This is a genomic window from Bradyrhizobium sp. CCBAU 11434, from assembly GCF_028128895.1.
Lineage (GTDB): Bacteria > Pseudomonadota > Alphaproteobacteria > Rhizobiales > Xanthobacteraceae > Bradyrhizobium > Bradyrhizobium zhengyangense.
Genome location: NZ_LBJX01000093.1, coordinates 1 through 20,350, shown reverse-complemented (window position 1 = coordinate 20,350; position 20,350 = coordinate 1). Strand labels below are relative to the sequence as shown.

Annotated in this window: 19 protein-coding genes; 5 read left to right on the top strand and 14 right to left on the bottom strand. The window is 64.1% G+C overall.

All coding sequences use genetic code 11. The features are described 5' to 3' along the window. Nucleotides 1–34: 34 nt before the first annotated feature. Genes XI06_RS23940 through XI06_RS23920 form a run of 5 tightly spaced genes read left to right on the top strand, consistent with a single transcriptional unit; the run spans nt 35 to nt 4,987 of the window. The gene (locus XI06_RS23940) at nt 35–1,321 is read left to right on the top strand and encodes an ABC transporter substrate-binding protein (protein ID WP_237862019.1); all 1,287 of its coding nucleotides are present in this window, start codon (nt 35–37) and stop codon (nt 1,319–1,321) included. 50 nt (nt 1,322–1,371) lie between these two features. Next, nucleotides 1,372–2,247: a carbohydrate ABC transporter permease gene (locus XI06_RS23935; protein WP_271606679.1), complete on the top strand. Its 876-nt coding sequence runs from the start codon at nt 1,372–1,374 to the stop codon at nt 2,245–2,247. Continuing rightward, nucleotides 2,240–3,097, top strand: a complete 858-nt coding sequence (locus tag XI06_RS23930; RefSeq protein ID WP_271606657.1) for a carbohydrate ABC transporter permease — start codon at nt 2,240–2,242, stop codon at nt 3,095–3,097. The genes XI06_RS23935 and XI06_RS23930 overlap by 8 nt, the downstream gene beginning before the upstream one ends. Nucleotides 3,098–3,107: 10 nt before the next feature. Beyond that, nucleotides 3,108–4,223: an ABC transporter ATP-binding protein gene (locus XI06_RS23925; RefSeq protein WP_271606656.1), complete on the top strand. Its 1,116-nt coding sequence runs from the start codon at nt 3,108–3,110 to the stop codon at nt 4,221–4,223. Next, nucleotides 4,220–4,987, top strand: coding sequence for an SDR family NAD(P)-dependent oxidoreductase (locus XI06_RS23920; RefSeq protein ID WP_271606655.1), 768 nt, complete (start codon nt 4,220–4,222; stop codon nt 4,985–4,987). The genes XI06_RS23925 and XI06_RS23920 overlap by 4 nt, the downstream gene beginning before the upstream one ends. Nucleotides 4,988–5,114: 127 nt before the next feature. On the opposite strand, the gene lpxB is transcribed toward XI06_RS23920, so the two are convergent. The 14 genes from lpxB to XI06_RS23850 all read right to left on the bottom strand — a co-directional run bounded on the left by lpxB (nt 5,115) and on the right by XI06_RS23850 (nt 20,017). Continuing rightward, on the bottom strand, nt 5,115–6,290 hold the full coding sequence (lpxB, locus tag XI06_RS23915) for a lipid-A-disaccharide synthase (RefSeq protein WP_271606654.1): 1,176 nt from the start codon (nt 6,288–6,290) through the stop codon (nt 5,115–5,117). Continuing rightward, on the bottom strand, nt 6,287–7,144 hold the full coding sequence (locus XI06_RS23910) for an LpxI family protein (protein WP_271606653.1): 858 nt from the start codon (nt 7,142–7,144) through the stop codon (nt 6,287–6,289). Before XI06_RS23910 ends, lpxB begins: the two co-directional genes overlap by 4 nt. Before the next feature lie 19 nt (nt 7,145–7,163). Continuing rightward, nucleotides 7,164–7,955 (bottom strand): acyl-ACP--UDP-N-acetylglucosamine O-acyltransferase, encoded by a 792-nt coding sequence (gene lpxA, locus XI06_RS23905; protein WP_237862007.1) that lies wholly within the window; start codon nt 7,953–7,955, stop codon nt 7,164–7,166. 188 nt (nt 7,956–8,143) lie between these two features. After that, nucleotides 8,144–8,605: a 3-hydroxyacyl-ACP dehydratase FabZ gene (fabZ, locus tag XI06_RS23900; RefSeq protein WP_057756061.1), complete on the bottom strand. Its 462-nt coding sequence runs from the start codon at nt 8,603–8,605 to the stop codon at nt 8,144–8,146. Next, on the bottom strand, nt 8,602–9,669 hold the full coding sequence (lpxD, locus tag XI06_RS23895; protein WP_271606652.1) for a UDP-3-O-(3-hydroxymyristoyl)glucosamine N-acyltransferase: 1,068 nt from the start codon (nt 9,667–9,669) through the stop codon (nt 8,602–8,604). Before lpxD ends, fabZ begins: the two co-directional genes overlap by 4 nt. A 149-nt stretch (nt 9,670–9,818) precedes the next feature. Next, entirely contained in the window at nt 9,819–12,353 is a 2,535-nt protein-coding gene (bamA, locus tag XI06_RS23890; protein ID WP_271606651.1) for an outer membrane protein assembly factor BamA, read from the bottom strand. 174 nt (nt 12,354–12,527) lie between these two features. Next, complete coding sequence (gene rseP / locus XI06_RS23885; RefSeq protein WP_271606650.1) at nt 12,528–13,679, bottom strand: RIP metalloprotease RseP; 1,152 nt, start codon at nt 13,677–13,679, stop codon at nt 12,528–12,530. 44 nt (nt 13,680–13,723) lie between these two features. Further along, nucleotides 13,724–14,947, bottom strand: a complete 1,224-nt coding sequence (dxr, locus tag XI06_RS23880) for a 1-deoxy-D-xylulose-5-phosphate reductoisomerase (protein WP_237861997.1) — start codon at nt 14,945–14,947, stop codon at nt 13,724–13,726. Between the two features lie 4 nt (nt 14,948–14,951). Beyond that, a complete protein-coding gene (locus XI06_RS23875; protein ID WP_271606649.1) occupies nt 14,952–15,794 on the bottom strand; it encodes a phosphatidate cytidylyltransferase in 843 nt (280 codons plus the stop codon). Continuing rightward, the gene (locus XI06_RS23870) at nt 15,791–16,549 is read right to left on the bottom strand and encodes an isoprenyl transferase (RefSeq protein ID WP_271606648.1); all 759 of its coding nucleotides are present in this window, start codon (nt 16,547–16,549) and stop codon (nt 15,791–15,793) included. The genes XI06_RS23875 and XI06_RS23870 overlap by 4 nt, the downstream gene beginning before the upstream one ends. A gap of 11 nt (nt 16,550–16,560) precedes the next feature. Continuing rightward, a complete protein-coding gene (frr, locus tag XI06_RS23865) occupies nt 16,561–17,124 on the bottom strand; it encodes a ribosome recycling factor (protein WP_128951567.1) in 564 nt (187 codons plus the stop codon). A gap of 67 nt (nt 17,125–17,191) precedes the next feature. Continuing rightward, nucleotides 17,192–17,908: a UMP kinase gene (pyrH, locus tag XI06_RS23860; protein WP_237861991.1), complete on the bottom strand. Its 717-nt coding sequence runs from the start codon at nt 17,906–17,908 to the stop codon at nt 17,192–17,194. Between the two features lie 60 nt (nt 17,909–17,968). After that, complete coding sequence (gene tsf, locus XI06_RS23855) at nt 17,969–18,892, bottom strand: translation elongation factor Ts (protein ID WP_271606647.1); 924 nt, start codon at nt 18,890–18,892, stop codon at nt 17,969–17,971. A 135-nt stretch (nt 18,893–19,027) separates the two neighbouring features. Further along, complete coding sequence (locus XI06_RS23850; protein WP_237861987.1) at nt 19,028–20,017, bottom strand: 30S ribosomal protein S2; 990 nt, start codon at nt 20,015–20,017, stop codon at nt 19,028–19,030. Between the last annotated feature and the right edge of the window lie 333 nt (nt 20,018–20,350).

The following is a 20,350-nucleotide window of genomic DNA, read 5'->3' as shown; positions in this document are numbered from 1 at the left end:
GGCGCAAAAACTTCACACCCGGGAGGAACTAGCCATGCCGATCACAACAACAAGGCGCCGTCTGCTCGCTGGATCTGCTGCCGCACTCGCGCTGCCTGCCTTTGCCCGCGCACAGGGCGCAGTCAAGCCGCGCCTCACCGCAATCTCGCAATGGTCCGCCGGCAGCGATGGAGCCGCCATCACCGCACTCGGCAAGAAATTCGAGGAGAAAGGCGGCGTCTGGCAGCACTCACCCGTCCCCGGCTTCACCACGGACATGATGAACAAGCTGCGTGCGCAGATCATCGCCGGCGATCCGCCGGCCTGTTCGCAGCTCAAGGGCCCCGAGATTGCCGCCTGGTCGAAGATTGCTCCGACCGTTGATCTCGACGCCGTGGTCGCGGCGGCCGGCTACGAGAAGGTCGTTGCGCCGGATCTTGCAAAATTGCACAAGCCGGCCGGAAAGTGGATCGCGCTGCCGTTGCAGATCTACAGCACAAATATGCTGTTTCTCTCCAAGCGCGGGATGGACAAGGCCAAGGCTGACAAGGTCCCCGTCACCTGGGCTGACTTCAACGACCTTGCCGAGAAAATGAAGTCGGCCGGAATGGCCTACCCCATCGCCAATGGCGGCACCCGCGCCGACGACGGGCAGAAATTCGAGGCCTCCCTGGCCGGCATCAGCCCGACGGCATACCGCGCCGCCTGCATGAATCTCGACAAGAAGGCGCTGGAGGGCCCCGAGATGAAGGCAGCCTTCGCGCAGACGCGCAAGATCTCCGACTGGTGTGACCCCAATGTCGGCGTCCAACCCTATGCCACCAATTTGAAGCGCTTCGTCGACGGCGACATGGGCATGCTGATCATGGGCGGCTGGGCGCAGGGCGTCTTGAAAAACGCCGGCTTCAAGTTTGACGACTACGTCATCACCCCCGGCCCCAGTGACAACGGCAAGCCTGTCTTCCTGTTGAATGCCGATGCCTTCATCTTCTGGCAGCGCAAGGAGGCCGATCTCCAGGCCGGCCAGATGTTGATGGCGCAGCTCGTGATGGATCCGGCGATCCAGACCATGTATTCGCAGATCACGGGATCGATCCCCGTGCGCACCGATGTCGATTTGACCGGCGCAGGCTGGTCGGACGGTCAACGGACAACCGCGGCCGCACTGAAGAATGCCATGGGCAACAATCAGGCCGTCCTCAGCCTCGCCCACAACATGGCCCAGGAAAACGGCCTGACCGCCGCGATAATCGACGTCATCACCGAATATGTGAAGAACAAGACGATCAAGCCGGACGAGGCCGTCAGCCGCCTCGCCGAGGCCGTCGAGGGCGCACGTTGACCGAAATCGCCTCGACAGCAACACGGCCGGGCCGGTCGGCGACCTCCGAGATGGTGCGCCGGCTGCCCGAATTTCTGATGATCTGGGTGCCGCTGCTGTTATCAGCAGCGCACCTCATCTCGTTTTCGATCTGGACCATCTGGATTTCGTTCACGCCCTCCACCCTTATTCCCGTGACGGGCTGGGTCGGTTTGCGCAACTACAATTCGGTCCTGGCGTCGCGAAATTGGCAGATCGCCTTCGACAATCTGCTGCTGTTCGGCATCGCTTTCGTGCTGCTCAGTTTGACGACCGGTCTCCTGCTTGCGATCCTGCTCGATCAGCGCATTCGCGGCGAGAACGTGCTGCGGACCATCTTCTTGTATCCCCTCGCCGTGTCCTTCGTCGTGACCGGCACGGTGTGGAGCTGGCTGCTCAATCCCGGCATCGGCATCGAGAAGCTTGCCCATGATCTCGGCTGGACCTCCTTCCACTTCGACTGGCTGGTCAACCGCGACATGGCGATCTGGACCATTGTCATCGCCGCGATCTGGCAGTCGTCCGGCTTTGCCATGGCCCTCTTCCTGGCCGGCCTCCGCTCCGTCGATTCCGATATCATCAAGGCGGCACAGATCGACGGTGCCGGGCCTGTTCGAACCTATTGGCGCGTCATTCTGCCGACGCTTTGGCCGATCACCGTCACGGTCATCGTCGTCCAGTTGCAGTTTGCGATCTCGGCATTCGACCTCGTCCGCGCACTCACCAATGGCGGGCCGGGAATCGCGACCCAGCTGCCGGCCCTTGTCGTTTACGATTTGATGTTCCAGCGCAGCCAGCTCGGGCGGGGCGCGGCGGCGGCAGTGCTGATGTTGCTCATCCTTCTTGCAGTGCTGCTGCCCTATGCGGCGTGGCGCTATGTCCGGCAACGGCGGGCGGCACATGCGTGACCGAAGCTTCACCCCAAGCCGCGCTCTGATCTATCTGATCGTGACCTTGTTCGCGGCCGGCTACCTTGCGCCGTTGGTCGTCGTCGTCCTGAACTCGCTGCGGACCAATGAGGAGATCGCGCAGAGCTCGATGATCGGCTGGCCGCAAAACTGGGCCTTTGGCAATTACGCCATGGCGTGGAGCGGCTTCTGCGTCGCCGAGACCTGCGCCGGCATCCGGCCGTACATGTTGAACTCAGCACTCATCACGATCCCGGCGACGATCTTCTCGACCCTGCTCGGCGCTGTCGCCGGTTACGCCGTATCGCTCTGGCGTTTTCGCGGTGATAACTGGATCTACGGCATCGTCACCCTCGGCCTCTTCCTGCCCCAGCAGATGCGCCTCTTGCCCTGGACCATCGTGTTGCGGGACATCGGGCTCATCAACACGCTGTCGGGTCTCGTGCTGATCCACACGATCCAGGGGCTCTCCTTCACGGTGCTGTTCTGCCGAAACTATTATGTCGCCATTCCGCACGAGCTGATCCGAGCCGCACGCATCGATGGCGCCGGCTTCTTTCGCATCTTCTGGCGTATCATCCTGCCGCTCTCGGCACCCATCCTGATCGTCACCGTGATCTGGCAGTTCACCCATATCTGGAACGAATTCCTCTACGGCGTGACCTTCACGACCGGCCAGCAGCAGCCCGTGACGGCCGCGCTCATCGCACTGTCTACCCCTGTCGCAGATATCCCCAAGCAAGGTGTGCAGAGCGCCGCGGTGATCATCGCCGCCCTGCCCACTCTGCTGATCTATCTCTTCGGCGGCAGGTATTTTGTACGCGGCCTCACTGCCGGGGCCGTGAAATGATGGATATGTCATGGCAGCACTGAGCATTCGCGCCCTGTCCAAGCGCTACGCCAATCTCGAGGTGCTCAAGGGCATCGACCTCGACATCGAGAGCGGCGAATTCACCGTGCTGGTTGGGCCGTCCGGCTGCGGCAAGTCCACGCTGCTCAACATCGTCGCCGGGCTCGATCGCGCCAGCGACGGCACCATCGAGATCGGAGGGCGGATCGTCAATGACGTCCCGCCAAAGGACCGCGACATCGCCATGGTGTTCCAATCCTATGCGCTCTATCCCTCGATGACGGTGCGTCAGAACATCACCTTCGGCATGGAATGCCGCGGCGTCGCCAAAGCCGAGCAGGAGAAGGCGCTGGCGAACGTCGCCCGACTGCTCCAGATCGAGCCGCTGCTCGGTCGCAAGCCGTCGCAATTGTCAGGCGGCCAGCGCCAGCGCGTGGCGATGGGACGCGCGCTGGTACGCGATCCCCTGCTCTTCCTGTTCGACGAGCCGCTCTCCAATCTCGATGCCAAGCTGCGCGTCGAGATGCGCATGGAGATCAAGCGGCTGCACCAGCGCATCGGCGCCACCATCGTCTATGTCACCCACGACCAGATCGAGGCGATGACAATGGCGACCCGCATTGCCGTGATGCATCGCGGCGTGGTGCAGCAATTCGCCGACCCCGACACCGTCTACCGCTATCCCGCCAATCTCTTCGTCGCCCGCTTCATGGGCTCGCCGCCGATGAACACGATGCCGGCCCGGCTCGAGGCAGATAGCAACGGACCTGTCGTGGTGATCGGTTCAGGCCGGCCGGACGAGGTCCGTCTCCGCCTGCAGGGCTATGACGCGGCGGCCTCCTATGTCGGCCGCGACGTGGTGCTCGGAATCAGGCCCGAATGCATCGCTGAGGGCGACCGCGTGTTCTCCGGAGCCGTGGGGCCGCCCGTCATCGTCACCGCACCGGTCGAGCTCGTCGAGCCCACGGGCGCCGAGACCATCGTCCTGCTGCGGCTGGGCGGAGAGCCCGCCCAGGCGCGCATCTCGCCGGACATCCGCCCGACGCCGGGTACCACCGCTTCCTTTGCCCTTGATATCAGGCGCATTTGCCTGTTCGACCCTGAGACGGAGCGACTGATCGCATGACCCAGACGACCTATGCCGGCCTCGCCAATCGCGTGGTGGTGATTACCGGCGGCGCCAGCGGCATCGGCGCCGCTTTCGTGCACGCATTCGCTGCCCAGGGCTCCCGCGTCGCTTTCCTCGACATCGACACGCAGGCCGGCGAAGCGCTGGCGCAGGAGGTGGCCAAGAAGTCAGGCACAGCGCCGCTGTTCGTGCCCTGCGACCTCCTTGATATCGACGCGCTGCGCGCCGCGCTGGCGAAGGTCCACGCATCGCTTGGCGATGCTGCGGTTCTCGTCAACAACGCCGCCAATGACCAGCGCCAGGTGCTCTCAGACGTGACGCCGACGGACTTCGACTGGATGATCGGTGTCAATTTCAAGCACGTCTTCTTTGCCGCGCAAGCCGTGGTGCCGCAGATGCAGGCGCGCGGCGGCGGTTCGATCATCAACATGTCCTCGATCGCCTGGATGCGCGGCGCACCAGGGCTGCCGGTCTACGCCGGAGCCAAGGCGGCGATCGTCGGCTTCACCAATTCGCTTGGCCGCAAGTTCGGTCCGGACCGTATCCGCGTCAACGCCATCGCACCGGGGATGGTCATCACCGAGCGGCAGCGCAAGCTATGGTATCCGGACGAGCGGCAGATCACCGAGATGCGCACGCGCCAGGCCATCCCTGATGCGGTGACGCCCGACGATATCGCTGACATGGCGCTGTTCCTCGCCTCAAATGCGAGCCAACGCATCAGCTGCCAGTGTTTTCGGGTCGATGGTGGCTTAGCCTAACGGCACGGGAAGTATCCGTAGTTTGGTAGGGTGGGCAAAGGCGCCCTTGCGCCGTGCCCACCATCTCTCTCGGTCACAAACAGTGCGTGGCCACGCTTTCGCTTTGCCCACCCTACAAGACCGCTGTCTACCGCCCCTTCCGCATCGTCGCGAGAACGATATCGGCGGCGAGCACACTCGGCGATTTGTCGCCGGTCGACATGATGGTATCGAGCTGCGCAAAGGCTTCGACCTGCTGCCGACGCATCGGGGAGTCGGTCAGCACTTCGGACAGTGCGCCGGCGAGCCTCGAAGGCGTGCAGTCTTCCTGCAGAAATTCGGGGATCACATCCTTGCCGATCACGAGATTGGCAAGGATCACCGAAGATACCTGGATCGCGCGGCGCAGGATGAAAGCTTCCATCGCACCGACGCGATAAGCCGTCACCATCGGGATGCCTGACAGTGCCAGCTCCAGCGTCACCGTGCCGGATTTTGCCAACGCCGCGCGCGCGATCCGGAACGCGGCGCGCTTTTCGGTTTCGCCGACCGCGATCCGCGGCTTGACGGGCCAATTCGCGACGCCCGCGCGAATGGTGGCTTCGAGATGCGGCATGGTCGGCAGCATCAATTCGAATGCGACGCCGCTGGACTGCAATTGGCCGATGGCCGCGCCGAACACGTCGAGATGATGCCGGATCTCGCTGCGGCGGCTGCCGGGCAGAACCAGCAGCACCGGCGGCTCGCCGGCGCGGCGCTTCTGCTCCTCCATGTTCGGCCGCAGCGAGCCCAATTGCTCGGTCAGGGGGTGGCCGACATAGCTGCAGGGCGGCCCACCGAGCTTGCGATATTCCTCCGGCTCGAACGGCAGCAGGCCGAGCACATGATCGACATAGCCGAGCATGGCGCGCGCCCGCCCCGGCCGCCAAGCCCAGACCGAGGGCGAGACATAGTCGATCACGGGGATTGAGGGATTCTTCGCGCGCACACGGCGGGCAACCCGATGGGTAAAATCAGGACTGTCGATGATGACGAGCGCGTCGGGCGCAGCCTCGGTCACGGCGTCCGCGGTCTCGCGGATCAGCCGCAGGATTTTTGGCAGCTGCTGCACCACGGCGGCAAGGCCGACGATCGACAGTTCCTCGATGGGAAATAGCGTCTCGAGCCCTTCACGCGCCATGGTGAGGCCGCCGACGCCCTCGAACTCCACGCCATCGCCAAGCCGCTGGCGCAGCACCTTCATCAGGGCCGAGCCGAGCCGGTCGCCGGACTCCTCCGTCGCGATCAGAAAAATCTTCCGCTTGGGATCGCGAACCTGCATCACGCCGGCAGACCAACAACGAAGAGATATTTGGCGTCGGCAAGCGCGATCATCGCCTGCGGCTCGGCAGCGATGGTGTTGCCGGCGATCACAGCGACACCGGCAAGGCCGGCCTTGGCGACACCCTCGATCGTGCGCGGGCCGATCGTCGGCAGGTCGAAGCGCAGATCCTGGTTGCTCTTCGGCGCCTTCACCAGCACGCCACGCCCCGTGGCCGCGCGGATGCGGCCCTCTTCGCGCAGGCGCGCCACGCGCGCCAGCAGCGCATCGGTGCCCTCGATGTCCTCGACCGCCACGACATGGCCGTCGATCACGACCGCGGCCTGCCCGATATCGAACGGCCCGAGCGCTGTGAGCACTGCGCGACCGCGCTCTATGTCGCTCTTGGCATTATCCGCCGGCCAGGCGCGGCTGATGCAGCCCTCTGGCATCAGGAGGTCGGGCGCGACGTCCTTGATGCCGACCATGCGAAAGCCGTCCTGCTCCAGGATCCGCCCGACGCCGGACAGCAGATGATCGTCGCCGCCACGGAAGGCGCGGATGACGTTACCGAGCAGTCGCAGCGTCTTGATGTCGAAGCGGATCTCCGTGAGCGAGGGCCGCACCAAGGTGCCGATGAAGATCAGGTCGCGGCACCCCTCCTCGCGGAACAGCCGCATGGCGCGGCCAAGCTGTCCGACTGAGATCCAGCGATGGCGGAATTTCTCCACCTGCACCGGGTCGCAGGCCCCCCGGAGAGGAAACAGCACCGGCGTGATGCCGCGCGCAGCGAGCGAGTCGGCGACCGCGAACGGCATGGCGCCTCCGCCTGCGACCACGCCGACTGGCGATGAAACCTCTGAAGCCGCCGATGTCATGCCCGCGGCCATCCCAAAATCACTTCTCGATGGTCGGAAGACAGAGTGGGCGCTTGCCCTTGCCGATGAAGCCGAGGATCTCGGCGATCGCGGGATCTTCGCTTGCAAGCGGCAGCACCGACTCCAGCCGCTCGGCAAACGTGCCGGGGCCGTGGAAGAGCTTCTGGTAGAACGCGCGCACCGTCACAAGCCGCTGCTTGGTGAACTTGCGCCGCTTCATGCCGATCAGGTTAAGGCTCTCCAGCACCGCATATTGGCCGTTGGCGAGCCCATACGGGATGATATCGTCGCGCACGCCCGAGAGGCCGCCGACCATCACGTAGTTGCCGATACGGGTGAACTGATGCACCGCGGACAGGCCGCCGATATAGACGGCGTCGCCGATCTCGCAATGGCCGCCGAGCGTCGCTGAGGTCGCGAAGATCGCGTTGTTGCCGACCACGCAGTCATGGCCGACATGGCTGTTGTTCATGAAGTAGCCGTCATTGCCGACGCGCGTCTTGCCGCCGCCCTTGACGGTGCCGACGTTCATCGTCGCACCTTCGCGGATGGTGTTGCCAGAACCGATGTCGAGCGTGGTCGGCTCGCCCTTGTAGCTGAGGTCCTGCGGCGCGCCGCCAAGCACCGCGAACGGCGAGATCACGCAGCCGTCGCCGATCGAGGTGTGGCCGATGACGGTGACCTGTCCGATCAGCTTGCAATTGGTCCCGATCCGGGCGTTGCGGCCGATGATGCAAAAGGGCCCGATCTCGGTGCCCTCGCCGATCACGGCGCCGTCTTCCACCCGCGCGGTGGGGTCGATCTTACTCATCAAGCGATCTTACTTATCAACAAGGTCTGACTATGTGTTGAACTTGCTCGGCTTTCCGCTGGTTAGCGCGACTGCGCCCGATCTGTCCAGTGACGTATGATCTCGGCATGTTTCAGACGCCGGCTGAACAGGCCGCGCTGCTCGCATCAATCACTTCATCCAACACTTGAACGGGCGACCCGCCGTTCTCAATCGGTCAACATGGCTCCGACGTCGGCCTCGGCGACGACCTGGCCGTTGACCTTGGCGTCACCGTGAAACCACCACATCGCCTTGCGGCGGCCGAGCGAACGCATGTGATACTCGATGGTGTCGCCTGGAAGCACGGGCTTGCGAAACTTGCACTTGTCGATGGTGAGGAAATACACCGCGCGCGGCTTCTCGGTGCCCTCGACCGACTTGATGCCGATCACGCCTGCGGTCTGCGCCATCGCCTCGATCATCATGACACCAGGATAGACCGGACGCTCCGGGAAATGCCCCTGGAAGGCCGGCTCGTTGAAGGTGACGTTCTTGATGCCGATGCCGCTGTAATCGGCGCGGATGTTGATCACCCGGTCGATCAGCAGCATCGGAAACCGATGCGGCAGGGTCTGGAGGATCGCATTGATATCCACCAGCGCAAACTTGATCGGTGATTCCTCCGTCATTCCCGTCCCTCATCCTTCGGATCGGTCTTGCTGTCGCGTACCAGACGCTCCACCGCGATGATCTCCTTGAACCATTGTTTGGTCGGCTTGGCGAAATGCCCGCCCCAACGCCCCCCCGGGGGGATGTCGTCCTTGACCGCGCTCATGGCGGTCACCTGGGCTCCATCGCCGATCTTGAGGTGATTGTTGATACCAACCTTCGCTCCCAGCGCCACGTTGTCGCCGATGGTCAAGCTGCCCGCGAGCCCGATCTGGGCCGCCAGGAGGCAATTCCGGCCGATGGTCACATTGTGGCCGATCTGGACCTGATTGTCGATTTTCGTGCCCTCCCCGATCACGGTGTCGCGCAGGGAGCCGCGATCGATGGTGGTGCCGGCGCCGACTTCCACATTGTTCTGGATCAGCACACGACCGGTCTGGGGCACTTTCAAATGGCCCTCGGGGCCGAAGAAGATGAAGCCATAGCCGTCCTGGCCGATCGAGCAGCCGGGGTAGATCAGCACGTTGTTGCCGATCAGCGCGCACTGGATGGCCGTACGTGCGCCCACATTGCAATCCCGGCCGATCTTGACGCCTGGACCTAGGACCACGCCCGCCCCGATCACAGTGCCACTGCCGATCTCCACGTCAGGACCGATGACGGTCAGCGGCTCGACGATGACGTCGTCCTCCAGCCGTGCCGACGGGTCGATGATGGCCGATGGCGCGATGCCGTCGTTGCCGAACCAGGACTTTGGGCGCAATGCGTCCGCGTGCCATTCCCGGGCGATCCTGACGAAGGCCCGGAACGGCTGCGCCACCCGCAGCACGGCCGTATGCGCGGGCACCTGCGCCTCGAATCGCGGGCTCACCAGACAGGCGCCAGCCTTGGTCGCCTTGAGCTCATCGGCGTATTTGAGGTTGTCGAAGAACGCCAGATGCATCGGACCGGCTTCGTCCAGCGAAGCGAGACCCGTGATGACATGACCGCCCCTGCTCGGGTCGACCAGTTGCGCCTTTGTCAGCGTGGCGATATCGGCCAGCGCCGTAGCAGGCGGTTTCTTGAAGAAGGTCGGCTGCGCCATTCCACCCCGTCGCGGTCCGGCTTCGGCATGAAGCGGTCAGGCCGCATCATGCCTTATCTCACGGATTGAGCACGATCTTTTTGGCGGCCGGCCCCAAGGAATTCCTGGAGGAATTCCCCAAGCGGCCGGCTCAAGCCCTGCTGATCGAATTAGAACGAGGTGCCGCCGCCGAACCGGAATTCCTGCGTACGGTCGTACTTGCCCTTGGTGAGCGGCACTGCGTAGTCGAAGCGCAGCGGACCGAACGGTGAGGCCCAGATCAAGCCGACACCAACCGACGACCGGATAACCTTGCTGTCGTCGTAGACGAGGCCAGTACAGGTTCCGGCGGTGTTCGGATTGATCGTCGACGCGATACAATTCGAGTTCTTGGTCGTCGTGGTTTCGCCCGTCAGCGTCCAGGTCGTCGGGCCCTGGTAGTCGTACAGACCGCCGGCATCGGCGTAGACCGCGCCCTTCAGACCGACTTCCTTCGGCAGGAACCAGAACGGCATCTGCAATTCGAGCGAGGCGCCCCAATACTTGGTGCCGCCGAGCGCGTCCTGCGTGTCGTACGGGTTGATGTCGCGCGGGCCGATGCCGTTCGGCGCAAAGCCGCGAACGAGGTTCGGACCCATCTGGAAGTGATCGAGCATGCGCAGATCTTTGCTGCCGATCTTGTTCAGGACACCGCCCTGGAGATGGACGAGGCCGACCAGGTCCGACACCAGCGACTGGTAGTACTTCGCGTCGAGGGCGGTCTTCAGATAGGAGACGTCGCCGCCGACGCCGGCGAAGTCCTGCCGGAAGTCGACCAGCAGACCGTCGGTCGGGTTCTTGTTGTTGTCGAGCGTGTTGTAGGTCAGCGTGTAGCCGAGCGCCGAGGTCAGCGTCTTGCCGTTCGCAAGCTCCTTGCGGACCGGCAGCGAGGCCTCGCCGTCGCTGTAGCAACCGAGGCCGTTGGTCGAGCTCAGATCAATGCCGTTGAGGGCAGCATAGGCCGGGCTCGGGTTGAACGCGCCCGAGGTCGGGACGTTGTTACAGTTCGCCAGATAGGACGGCAGCGTGATTTCCTGCCGGTAGATCGAGTAGCGCAGCTGCAGCGACAGATCCTCGCGCAAGGCGAAGCCGAGACGCGGCGAGAAGCCGAGCGTCTTGGTGCCGTAGGAGATGTAGCTGTTGGACAGCTGCTGGCGCTGATAGAGGTCGAGGCCCAGCGCGACGCGATAGTCGAGCAGATAGGGCTCGACGAACGAGAGCGAGTAGCCGCGGGCATACTGGCCGTAGGTGACCGACGCCTTGGCGAACAGGCCGCGGCCGAGCAGGTTGCGCTCGGAGACCGAGACTTCGGCCAGCGCACCGTCCGTCGTGGAGTAACCGCCCGAGACCGAGAAGTCGCCGGTCGACTTCTCTTCGAGATCGACGACCAGGACCACGCGGTCGCTGGACGAGCCCGGCTCGGTCGTGATCTTCACGGTCTTGAAGTAGTCGAGGTTCTTCAGGCGGCGCTCGGCGCGGTCGACCAGCGCACGGTTGTAGGCATCGCCCTCGGAGATGTCGAACTCGCGGCGGATCACGTAGTCACGAGTACGGGTGTTGCCCCGAATGTTGATGCGCTCGATGTAGGTGCGCGGACCTTCATCGATGTTGAACACGACGGCGACGGTGTGCGCATCGAAATTGCGATCGCCGGCCGGACGCACCACCGCGAAGGCGTAGCCGCGGCGCGAGGCCTCGATCTGCATCTCCTCGACCGACTTCTCGACCGATTCGACATTGTAGAGCGAACCGACATTGACGCGCGAAAAAGAGCGCAACGTGGTTGGGTCGAAGTTCGGGATGGTGGAGCGGAAATCGACGGTGCCGACGCGGTACTGCTGGCCTTCCTCGATCTTGAAGGTGACGTTGAAGCCCTTCTTCTCCGGATCGTATTCGGTGAGCGCGGCGACGACCTGAACGTCGGCGAAGCCGTTCTTCAGGTAGTAGCGGCGAATCAGGTCGCGGTCGGCCTCGACGCGATCGGGGTCGTACACGTCGCCGCTGCCGAGGAAGCTCAGCAGATTGGTTTCGCGCGTCTTGATGACGTCGCGCAGGCGGTAGGAGGAGAACGCGTTGTTGCCGACGAATTCGATCGACTTGACGCCGGTCTTGGCGCCTTCGTTGATCGTGAAGACGAGATCGACCCGGTTGTTCGGTTGCTCGATGATCTCGGGCGTGACGGTCACGTCATAGCGGCCGGAGCGGCGATAGATTTCGGCGATTCGCAGCGTGTCCGACTGCACCATGGCGCGGGAGAAGGTACCGCGGGCCTTGGACTGCACTTCGGCGGTGAGCTGCTCGTCCTTGATCTTCTTGTTGCCCTCGAACGCGATGCGTCCGATCACCGGGTTTTCCACAACGGAGACGACGAGCTGGCCGCCAGCGCCACGGTTGATCTTCACGTCCTGGAACAGGCCGGTCTCGATCAGCGCCTTGAGGCCATCATCGATGGCGCCCTGATCGAGGCGCCCCCCGGGGCCCGGCTTGAAATAGGAGCGAATCGTCTCCACCTCGACGCGGCGATTTCCTTCGACGGAAATCGACTGCACGGTCTGAGCGAGCGCAGACGAAGACACCAAAACAGCCCCAACCGGGGCAACCACCGGCGCGCCGAACAAGATCAGGGTTGCGAGCAAGCCCCCCCGGAGTCGCAGTCCAAACTTCATGCGCAACGCGCCCTTATCAACTTACCAGACCCAACCCCAAAGCCGGTCTGGGAGATTCCCCAAGTTCTAGCCGCTTGTAGCCAATTTCCCCGACATCGCAAACGGCAGCTGACAGGGTAATTTCAATTTCATTCCAAGACGTTGCTCAACAGCAACGCCACAAAAAAGCCCCGATCAGGAAGCGGCCATCCGCAGGATGTCGTTGTAGGTGGCAAACACCATCAGCATCAGCACCAGACCGAGCCCGATTCGGAACCCCATCTCCTGAGTCCGCTCGGACAGCGGACGGCCGCGGACGATCTCGGCCGAGTAGAACAGAAGGTGACCGCCATCGAGCAGCGGAATTGGGAACAGGTTCAGCAGGCCGATCGAAACCGACAGCACCGCGCACAGATTGATCACGAACTGGAACCCGGCGCTGGCCGCCTGTCCCGACATCTTGGCGATGCCGAGGACGCCGCTGACCTCGTTCGGATTGCCCTGCCCGATGAACAGCGAGCCCAGGAACTTGAAGGTGCTGGTGATGATGAACCAGACCTGCTCGACCCCGATCTTGAGCGCCTCGCCGACACCGACCGGCGAGGTCGAGGCCTCACCGGCCTGCGATTTGTGTTCGACACCGAGCACGCCGACCTTGTGACTGTTGCCAAACGGATCCTTGCGCTCGAGCAGCGCCGGGGTCGCGGTCAGGGACACCAGCCCGCCGTCCCGCTTCACCTCGAAAGCCAGGGCTGAACCTGCGCTCGTCGCCACGATCCGTTGCATATCGGCAAAGCTCTCGATCGGCTTGCCGTCGATCTGCACGACGACGTCGCCGATCTTGAAGCCGGCGGCGGCCGCGGCACCGTCGGCGACGACGCCGTCCACGCGGGCGATCGTGCTCGGCTTGCCGTAATACAGGGCCATGCCTGCGAAAATCAGGGCGCCGAGAATGAAATTGGCGATAGGTCCGGCGGCGACGATGGCGGCGCGCGGGCCGACCTTCTTGTGGTGGAAGCTGCCGGCGCGCTCCTCCGCCGTCATCGCCTCCAGCGTCGCGGCCGACGGCGTCGAGGCCTCGCTCTCGTCCCCGAAGAACTTGACGTAGCCGCCAAGCGGGATTGCCGAGATCTTCCAGCGCGTGCCGTGGCGATCGTTGAAACCCACCAGCTCAGGTCCGAACCCGAGCGAGAAGGTTAGCACCCGAACGCCCGCCCAGCGCGCGACCAGGAAATGGCCGAGCTCATGGAAGAACACGACGATGGTCAGGACGAAGAGGAAGGGAACGACGTAGCCGAGGAGCCCATGGCTCAACGTATTGAAACTATGGGTAAAAAAGTCGATCATCGAATTCCCTCATCCAGCGCCGCAAGGCCCTGGCCCCGAACTGTCTAGGATGCCTTTAAGGCAATTTGAGGCAATAGGGCGGCAGCTTTATTTCGCGCAACATGGTCAACGTTTATTGCATCATCCGCTGACGTCATGGGGCCCTGGTTCCCGCTCCGGATCCAGTCCTCCAGCGTCGCCTCGACCAGGCGGGCGATGGCACCAAAGCGGATCTTGCCGGCGATGAAGGCCGCGACCGCGACCTCGTTGGCGGCGTTGTAGACGGTGGTCGCCCCCTTCCCGGTCCGGAGCGACTCGAAAGCCAGGCGAAGCCCGGGGAACCGCTCGAAGTCGGGAGCCTCGAAGGTCAACTGGCCGATCTTGGCCAGATCGAGCTTGGCCGCCGGTCCCTTGATCCGGTCGGGCCAGCCAAGGCAGTGGGCGATCGGCGTGCGCATGTCGGGCGAGCCGAGCTGGGCCATCACCGAGCGGTCCGAAAACTCGACCATGCCGTGGATGATCGACTGCGGATGCACCAGCACGTCGATCTCGTCGGGCGAAAGCGCGAACAGATAGGACGCCTCGATCACCTCGAGGCCCTTGTTCATCATCGAGGCGGAGTCGATCGTGATCTTCTGGCCCATGCTCCAGTTCGGATGCTTCAGGGCCTGCTCGAGCGTCGCCTTCTCGATGTCGGCGGGTTTCCAGGTCCGGAACGGGCCGCCCGATGCCGTGATGATGACGCGGACCAGCTCGTCGCGATTGCCCGATGCCAGCGCCTGAAACAGCGCATTGTGCTCGGAATCAGCAGGCAGAATGCATGCGCCGGCTTTCGCCGCGCGCTGCATGAAGAAATCACCGGCGCAGACCAGGCATTCCTTGTTGGCGAGCGCGACATGCGCGCCACGATCGACCGCAGCCAGCGCCGGCTTCAATCCCGCCGCGCCGCTCACCGCGGCCATCACCCAATCGGCCGGGCGCGCGCCTGCTTCGATCACCGCGCTTTCGCCGGCGCCGCATTCCGTGCTCGTGCCCGCAAGAGCAGACTTCAGGTCGGCAAGCTTGGTGCTGTCCGCGATCGCGACGAAGCGCGCGGAAAATTCCTTCGCGAGTTTTGCAAGCGCTTCGACATTGCTGTTCGCCGTCAGCGCCTCGACGCGATAGCGCTCGGGCGAAGCGCGCAGCAGATCCATCGTGCTGTCGCCGATCGAGCCGGTGGCGCCGAGGACCGTGACGCTGCGGATGTCGGTCGCAGCAAGCTTGTTATTACGCAATGGGACTGCGCTCATATCCTCACCAAACCATAAGACCGCTTCCGGCGCTATGCACACCATGGCGGAGGAAGCCGATAATCCATGCCACCAGGATGGCGGCGACAAAGCCGTCCAGACGGTCCAATAGCCCGCCATGGCCGGGAATTAAGTGACTGGAATCCTTGACGCCGAAGCGTCTTTTCACAGCGGATTCAAACAGGTCGCCTGCCTGCGAGACCACCGACAGGACGGCACTGACGGCGAGCAGTGGAACCGCCTTTCCGATGCCGAAGGCCGCGAAGCCGCCCGCAACGGCAAGGCTCGCCGCAAAGCCGCCGAACGCGCCGGCCCAGGTCTTCTTCGGGCTGACGCGCGGCCAAAGCTTCGGCCCGCCGATACCACGGCCGGCAAAATAGCCGCCGATATCGGTCGCCCATACCACGAGCAGCACGAACATCAGCGCGGCGAAGCCGTGCACGAGATCCTTCCGCACCAGGATCGAGGCCAGCAGCGCCGCGGATGCATAGGCAAATCCGCTCGCGGCCCAGACGAACTTGCCGCGCGCGATCAGCGTCACGATCGCGCCGCCGATAAAGCCGACAATGACGGCTGTCTTGAGCGCGCCGGCGGCAACGCACAAGCCCATCATGGCAATGACGATGGTCCCTGCCCCGGTCAGCGCGGTCGAGCCTGCGCCCACCACCGTCAGCCATTCCGTGAACAGCCCGATCGACACCAGGGTGACGAGCAGCGCCCACAGCCAGCCGCCGGCATAGGCGAGCGCGAGCGTGATCGGCGCCAGCACCAGCGCAGCGAGAACTCGCATCACCAGATTGCTCGGGGCCGGCGTCGTGCCCGCCGGTGCGGCCTCGGGTTCGCTCACGAGGCTGATTTCGCGACCAGGCCGCCGAAACGGCGCTCGCGCCTGGCGAATTCGGCGACCGCGCTTTCGAGCGCCGCCTTGTCGAAATCCGGCCAATGGACCGGCACGAAGATGAGCTCGCTATAGGCGGCCTGCCACATCAGGAAGTTGGAGAGGCGCTGCTCGCCGCTGGTGCGGATGATGAGATCTGGATCGGGAATGTCGGGCGCATCGAGATGGGCGCCGAGTGCGTCGGCGTCGATCGTTTTGGGATCGCGCGTGCCGTCGGCGACTTCGCGGGCGAGTTTCTGCGCGGCCTTCGCGATCTCCTGCCGCGAGCCGTAATTGAAGGCGACAACGAGCGTGAGGCGCGTGTTGTCGCGCGTCAACTCCTCGGCCTCGTTGAGGAGCGCGCAGATGTCGCCCTCGAGCCCGGCGCGCTCGCCGATGATGCGCACCTTGACGCCGTCGCGATGCAGGCTGGCGAGATCGTTGCGGATGAAGCGGCGGAGCAGACCGAAGAGATCGCCGATCTCGCTTGCCGGGCGCGACCAGTTCTCGGACGAGAACGAGAAGATGGTGAGATAGCGGATGCCGAGCTCGTGTGAGGCCCGCACCACACGCCGCAGCGCTTCGACGCCGCGGCGATGGCCCTCGGCCCGCGGCAGACCGCGCGCGGCCGCCCAACGCCCGTTGCCATCCATGATGATGGCGACATGCGCAGGCACATCGGACCGATCAGGTCCGTCCGTTGCGGGCGCGGCGGCGTTGGACATCGAAAAAGGCCTTAAACGGTGAGGATTTCTTTTTCCTTGGCGGCCAGCAGCTGGTCGATCTCGGTGATGGTGCCGTCGGTGGCCTTCTGCACCTCGTCGGCGTGACGCTTCTGGTCGTCCTCCGACATCTCGTGATTCTTCTCGAGCTTCTTGAGGACATCGAGGCCGTCGCGGCGGACGTGACGCGCGGCGACCTTGGCGGCCTCGGCATATTTGTGCGCGACCTTGACGAGCTCCTTGCGGCGCTCCTCGTTGAGTTCAGGGATGCGCAGGCGCAGCACCTGGCCTTCGGTTGCCGGCGACAGGCCGAGGTTGGAATCGACGATCGCCTTTTCGACGGCCTTGACCATCGACTTGTCCCAGACCTGCACCGAGATCAGGCGCGGCTCGGGCACGCTGACGGTGGCGAGCTGATTGAGGGGCATGTGACTGCCATAGGCGTCGACCTGCACCGGATCGAGCATCGAGGCCGATGCACGGCCCGTGCGCAGGCCACCGAGTTCGTGCTTGAGGGATGCGACCGCGCCCTGCATGCGGCGCTTCACTTCGTTGAGGTCGAAATTACCCGTGGCCATCACGCTTCTCCTTCAATAGTCCGGCGACCTCACCGCACCCCTCCTTCGGGGCACCAAGACGAGCCCGTCAGCCGGCGACAACAGTCCCGTGGCCGATGCCGCGCAGAATCGCGCCGATCGAACCGGGCTCCGCGATCGAAAATACGATGATAGGCAGCGACGTCTCGCGGGCAAGTGCGAAGGCGGTCGCATCCATCACCTTGTAGCCGCCTTCGATAGCCTGCGAATGCGTCAGCCGGTCGAACCGCTTGGCCGACGGGTCCTTCTTCGGGTCGGCCGAGTAAACCCCGTCGACATTGGTGGCCTTCAGCACCGCCTCGGCGCCGATTTCTGCGGCGCGCAGCACGGCCGTCGTGTCCGTGGTGAAGTACGGATTGCCGGTGCCACCACCGAGCACGATGATTCGACCCTCGGCGAGGTATTTGTGCGCCGCGGTGCGCGTGAACAGCTCGGAAATCTCGGGCATGACAAACGCCGACAGCGTCCGCGCCGGCGCGCCCTTGCGCTCGATGGTGGCTTCCAGCGCGAGGCAGTTCATCATGGTGGCAAGCATGCCCATGGTGTCGCCGGTCGTGCGGGAGACGCCGCGCGAGGAGACCTCGACGCCGCGGAAAATATTGCCGCCGCCGATCACGACCGCCACCTCGCATCCGAGCTGGCGGGCCGCGATCAGATCATCCGCAACCCGGTCCATGGTCGGCTGATCGATGCCAAACCCCTGCTGTCCTGCGAGATATTCGCCGGATAGCTTGATCACGACGCGACGATAGACCGGATCAGTCATGAGCACTTTCCTCGTCCGGGCGCCGCTTCCGGCGGCACGCCGGAAGGAACGTTCCGGCGCTTACTTCTTGCCGCTGGCCGCCGCGACCTCAGCCGCGAAGTCCGATTCCTGCTTCTCGATTCCCTCACCGAGAGCATAGCGCACGAAGCCCGCGATCTTCACGGCGCCGCCGACCTTGCCCTCGGCTTCCTTCACCGCCTGCGCCACTGACTTGCCGGTGTCGTGGATGAAGGCCTGCTCGAGCAGGCACACTTCCTTGTAGTAGGTCTTCAGGCCGGACTCGACGATCTTCTCGATCACGTTCTCGGGCTTGCCCTGCTGGCGATATTTGTCGGCGAGCACGTCCTTCTCGCGCTTGACGACGGCCGGATCGAGACCGGACGGGTCCAGCGCAAGCGGGTTGGCGGCGGCGACATGCATCGCGATCTGGCGGCCGAGCGCTGCGAGCTCGTCGGCCTTGCCGGGCGATTCCAGCGCCACGATCACGCCCATCTTGCCGGCACCGTCGACGACCGCACCGTGGACGTAGCTCGACACCACGCCCTGGCTCACTTCGAGCGAAGCCGCGCGGCGCAGCGTCATGTTCTCGCCGATGGTCGCGATCGCGTCGTTGATCGCGGCTTCCACCGTGAGGTCGCCGACCTTGGCGGCCTTGATCTTCTCGACATCGGCGCCGGCGTCGAAAGCGACCTGGGCGACCATCTTGACCAGGCCCTGGAACTGGCCGTTACGCGCGACGAAATCGGTCTCAGAGTTGACCTCGACCACGACGCCCTTGTTGCCCTTGGTGAGCGCGCCGATGAGGCCTTCGGCCGCGACGCGGCCCGACTTCTTGGCGGCCTTGGACAGGCCCTTCTTGCGCAGCCAATCCTGCGCAGCTTCCATGTTGCCGTCGTTCTCGGTCAGCGCGGCCTTACAGTCCATCATGCCTGCGCCGGTGGACTCGCGCAGATCCTTGACCATCGCAGCAGTGATCGTTGCCATCGTTGAAAATCCTTCTTGCCTGCCGGTTTGCCGCGGCGTGGCTCCAATTGCCCCGCCGCGGTCCATCTCAGGAATTCGCGTCAACTGAATGAAATGGTGGCCGGATCCGGTCCGGCCAACCCATCGCCGTTTTGACTATTCCGCTTCCGCGGTCAGCGCCTTGGCCTTGGCCACCCATGCATCCGCGCGGCTCGGCAGACCGACTTCTTCGCCGATCGTGTGTGCGGTGTCGTGGTCGAGCTCAGCCAGCTGCCAGAAGTGGAAGATGCCGAGGTCGTTGAACTTCTTCTCGATCGCGCCCGACACGCCCGGGAGCTTCTTGAGGTCGTCGGCGGTGCCGCGCGGACCGGCAAGGCCCTGGAAGCCAGCCGTCGAGGGCAGCTCTTCGGCGACCGGACGAACCGAAGCACCGACGTCGATGCCGGAATCGCCCTGGGCGCGTCCGATGCCGTCGATTGCGGCACGCGCGATCAGGTCGCAATAGAGCGAGATCGCGCGACCGGCGTCGTCATTGCCGGGCACCACATAGGTGATGCCCTTCGGATCCGAATTGGTATCGACGATCGCGGCGACCGGGATGTTGAGCCGCTGGGCTTCCTGGATCGCGATGTCTTCCTTGTTGGTGTCGATCACGAAGATCATGTCGGGCAGACCGCCCATGTCCTTGATGCCACCGAGCGAGCGGTCGAGCTTGTCGCGCTCGCGCTGGAGCGTCAGGCGCTCCTTCTTGGTGTAGGAACTGGCGTCGCCGCTGGCCAGCACTTCGTCGAGGTGACGCAGGCGCTTGATCGAGGCCGAGATCGTCTTCCAGTTGGTCAGCGTGCCGCCGAGCCAGCGCGAATTGACGAAATACTGCGCGCAGCGCTTGGCCGCATCGGCAACGCCATCCTGCGCCTGGCGCTTGGTGCCGACGAACAGGATGCGGCCGCCCTTGGCGACGGTGTCACTGACGGCCTGAAGGGCCGTGTGCAGCAACGGCACGGTCTGGGCGAGGTCGACGATGTGGATGTTGTTACGGGTGCCGAAAATGAACGGAGCCATTTTCGGATTCCAGCGGTGAGACTGGTGACCAAAGTGCACGCCAGCTTCGAGCAGCTGACGCATAGTGAAATCGGGTAGTGCCATCGTTCTAATTCTCCGGTTGGTTCCTCCGGAAGCGTGTGAGCAAAACGGAGCGATGTCGCCCCGGCTGCCACCGGACGGCCTTGCGAGCCATGCTTCCGTGTGAGATGGCGCGCTATATAGCGCCATTTCGGCCAGAAGCAAGGAAATAAGGGCCTTTCGGGGCTTTTACCGCCCGCGAAAGGCCTTTTTCGGGATTTGCGCCCTGTCCGCTAGCACTTGGGCTGGTTGGGCGGACACTTTTTCGCCGCTGGCGGCGGTGCAGGCGGTCGTGGCGGCGGTGCGGCCGGACGCGGCGGCGGGGGCGGCGCGACCGCCATTCGCGGCGGCGGCGGT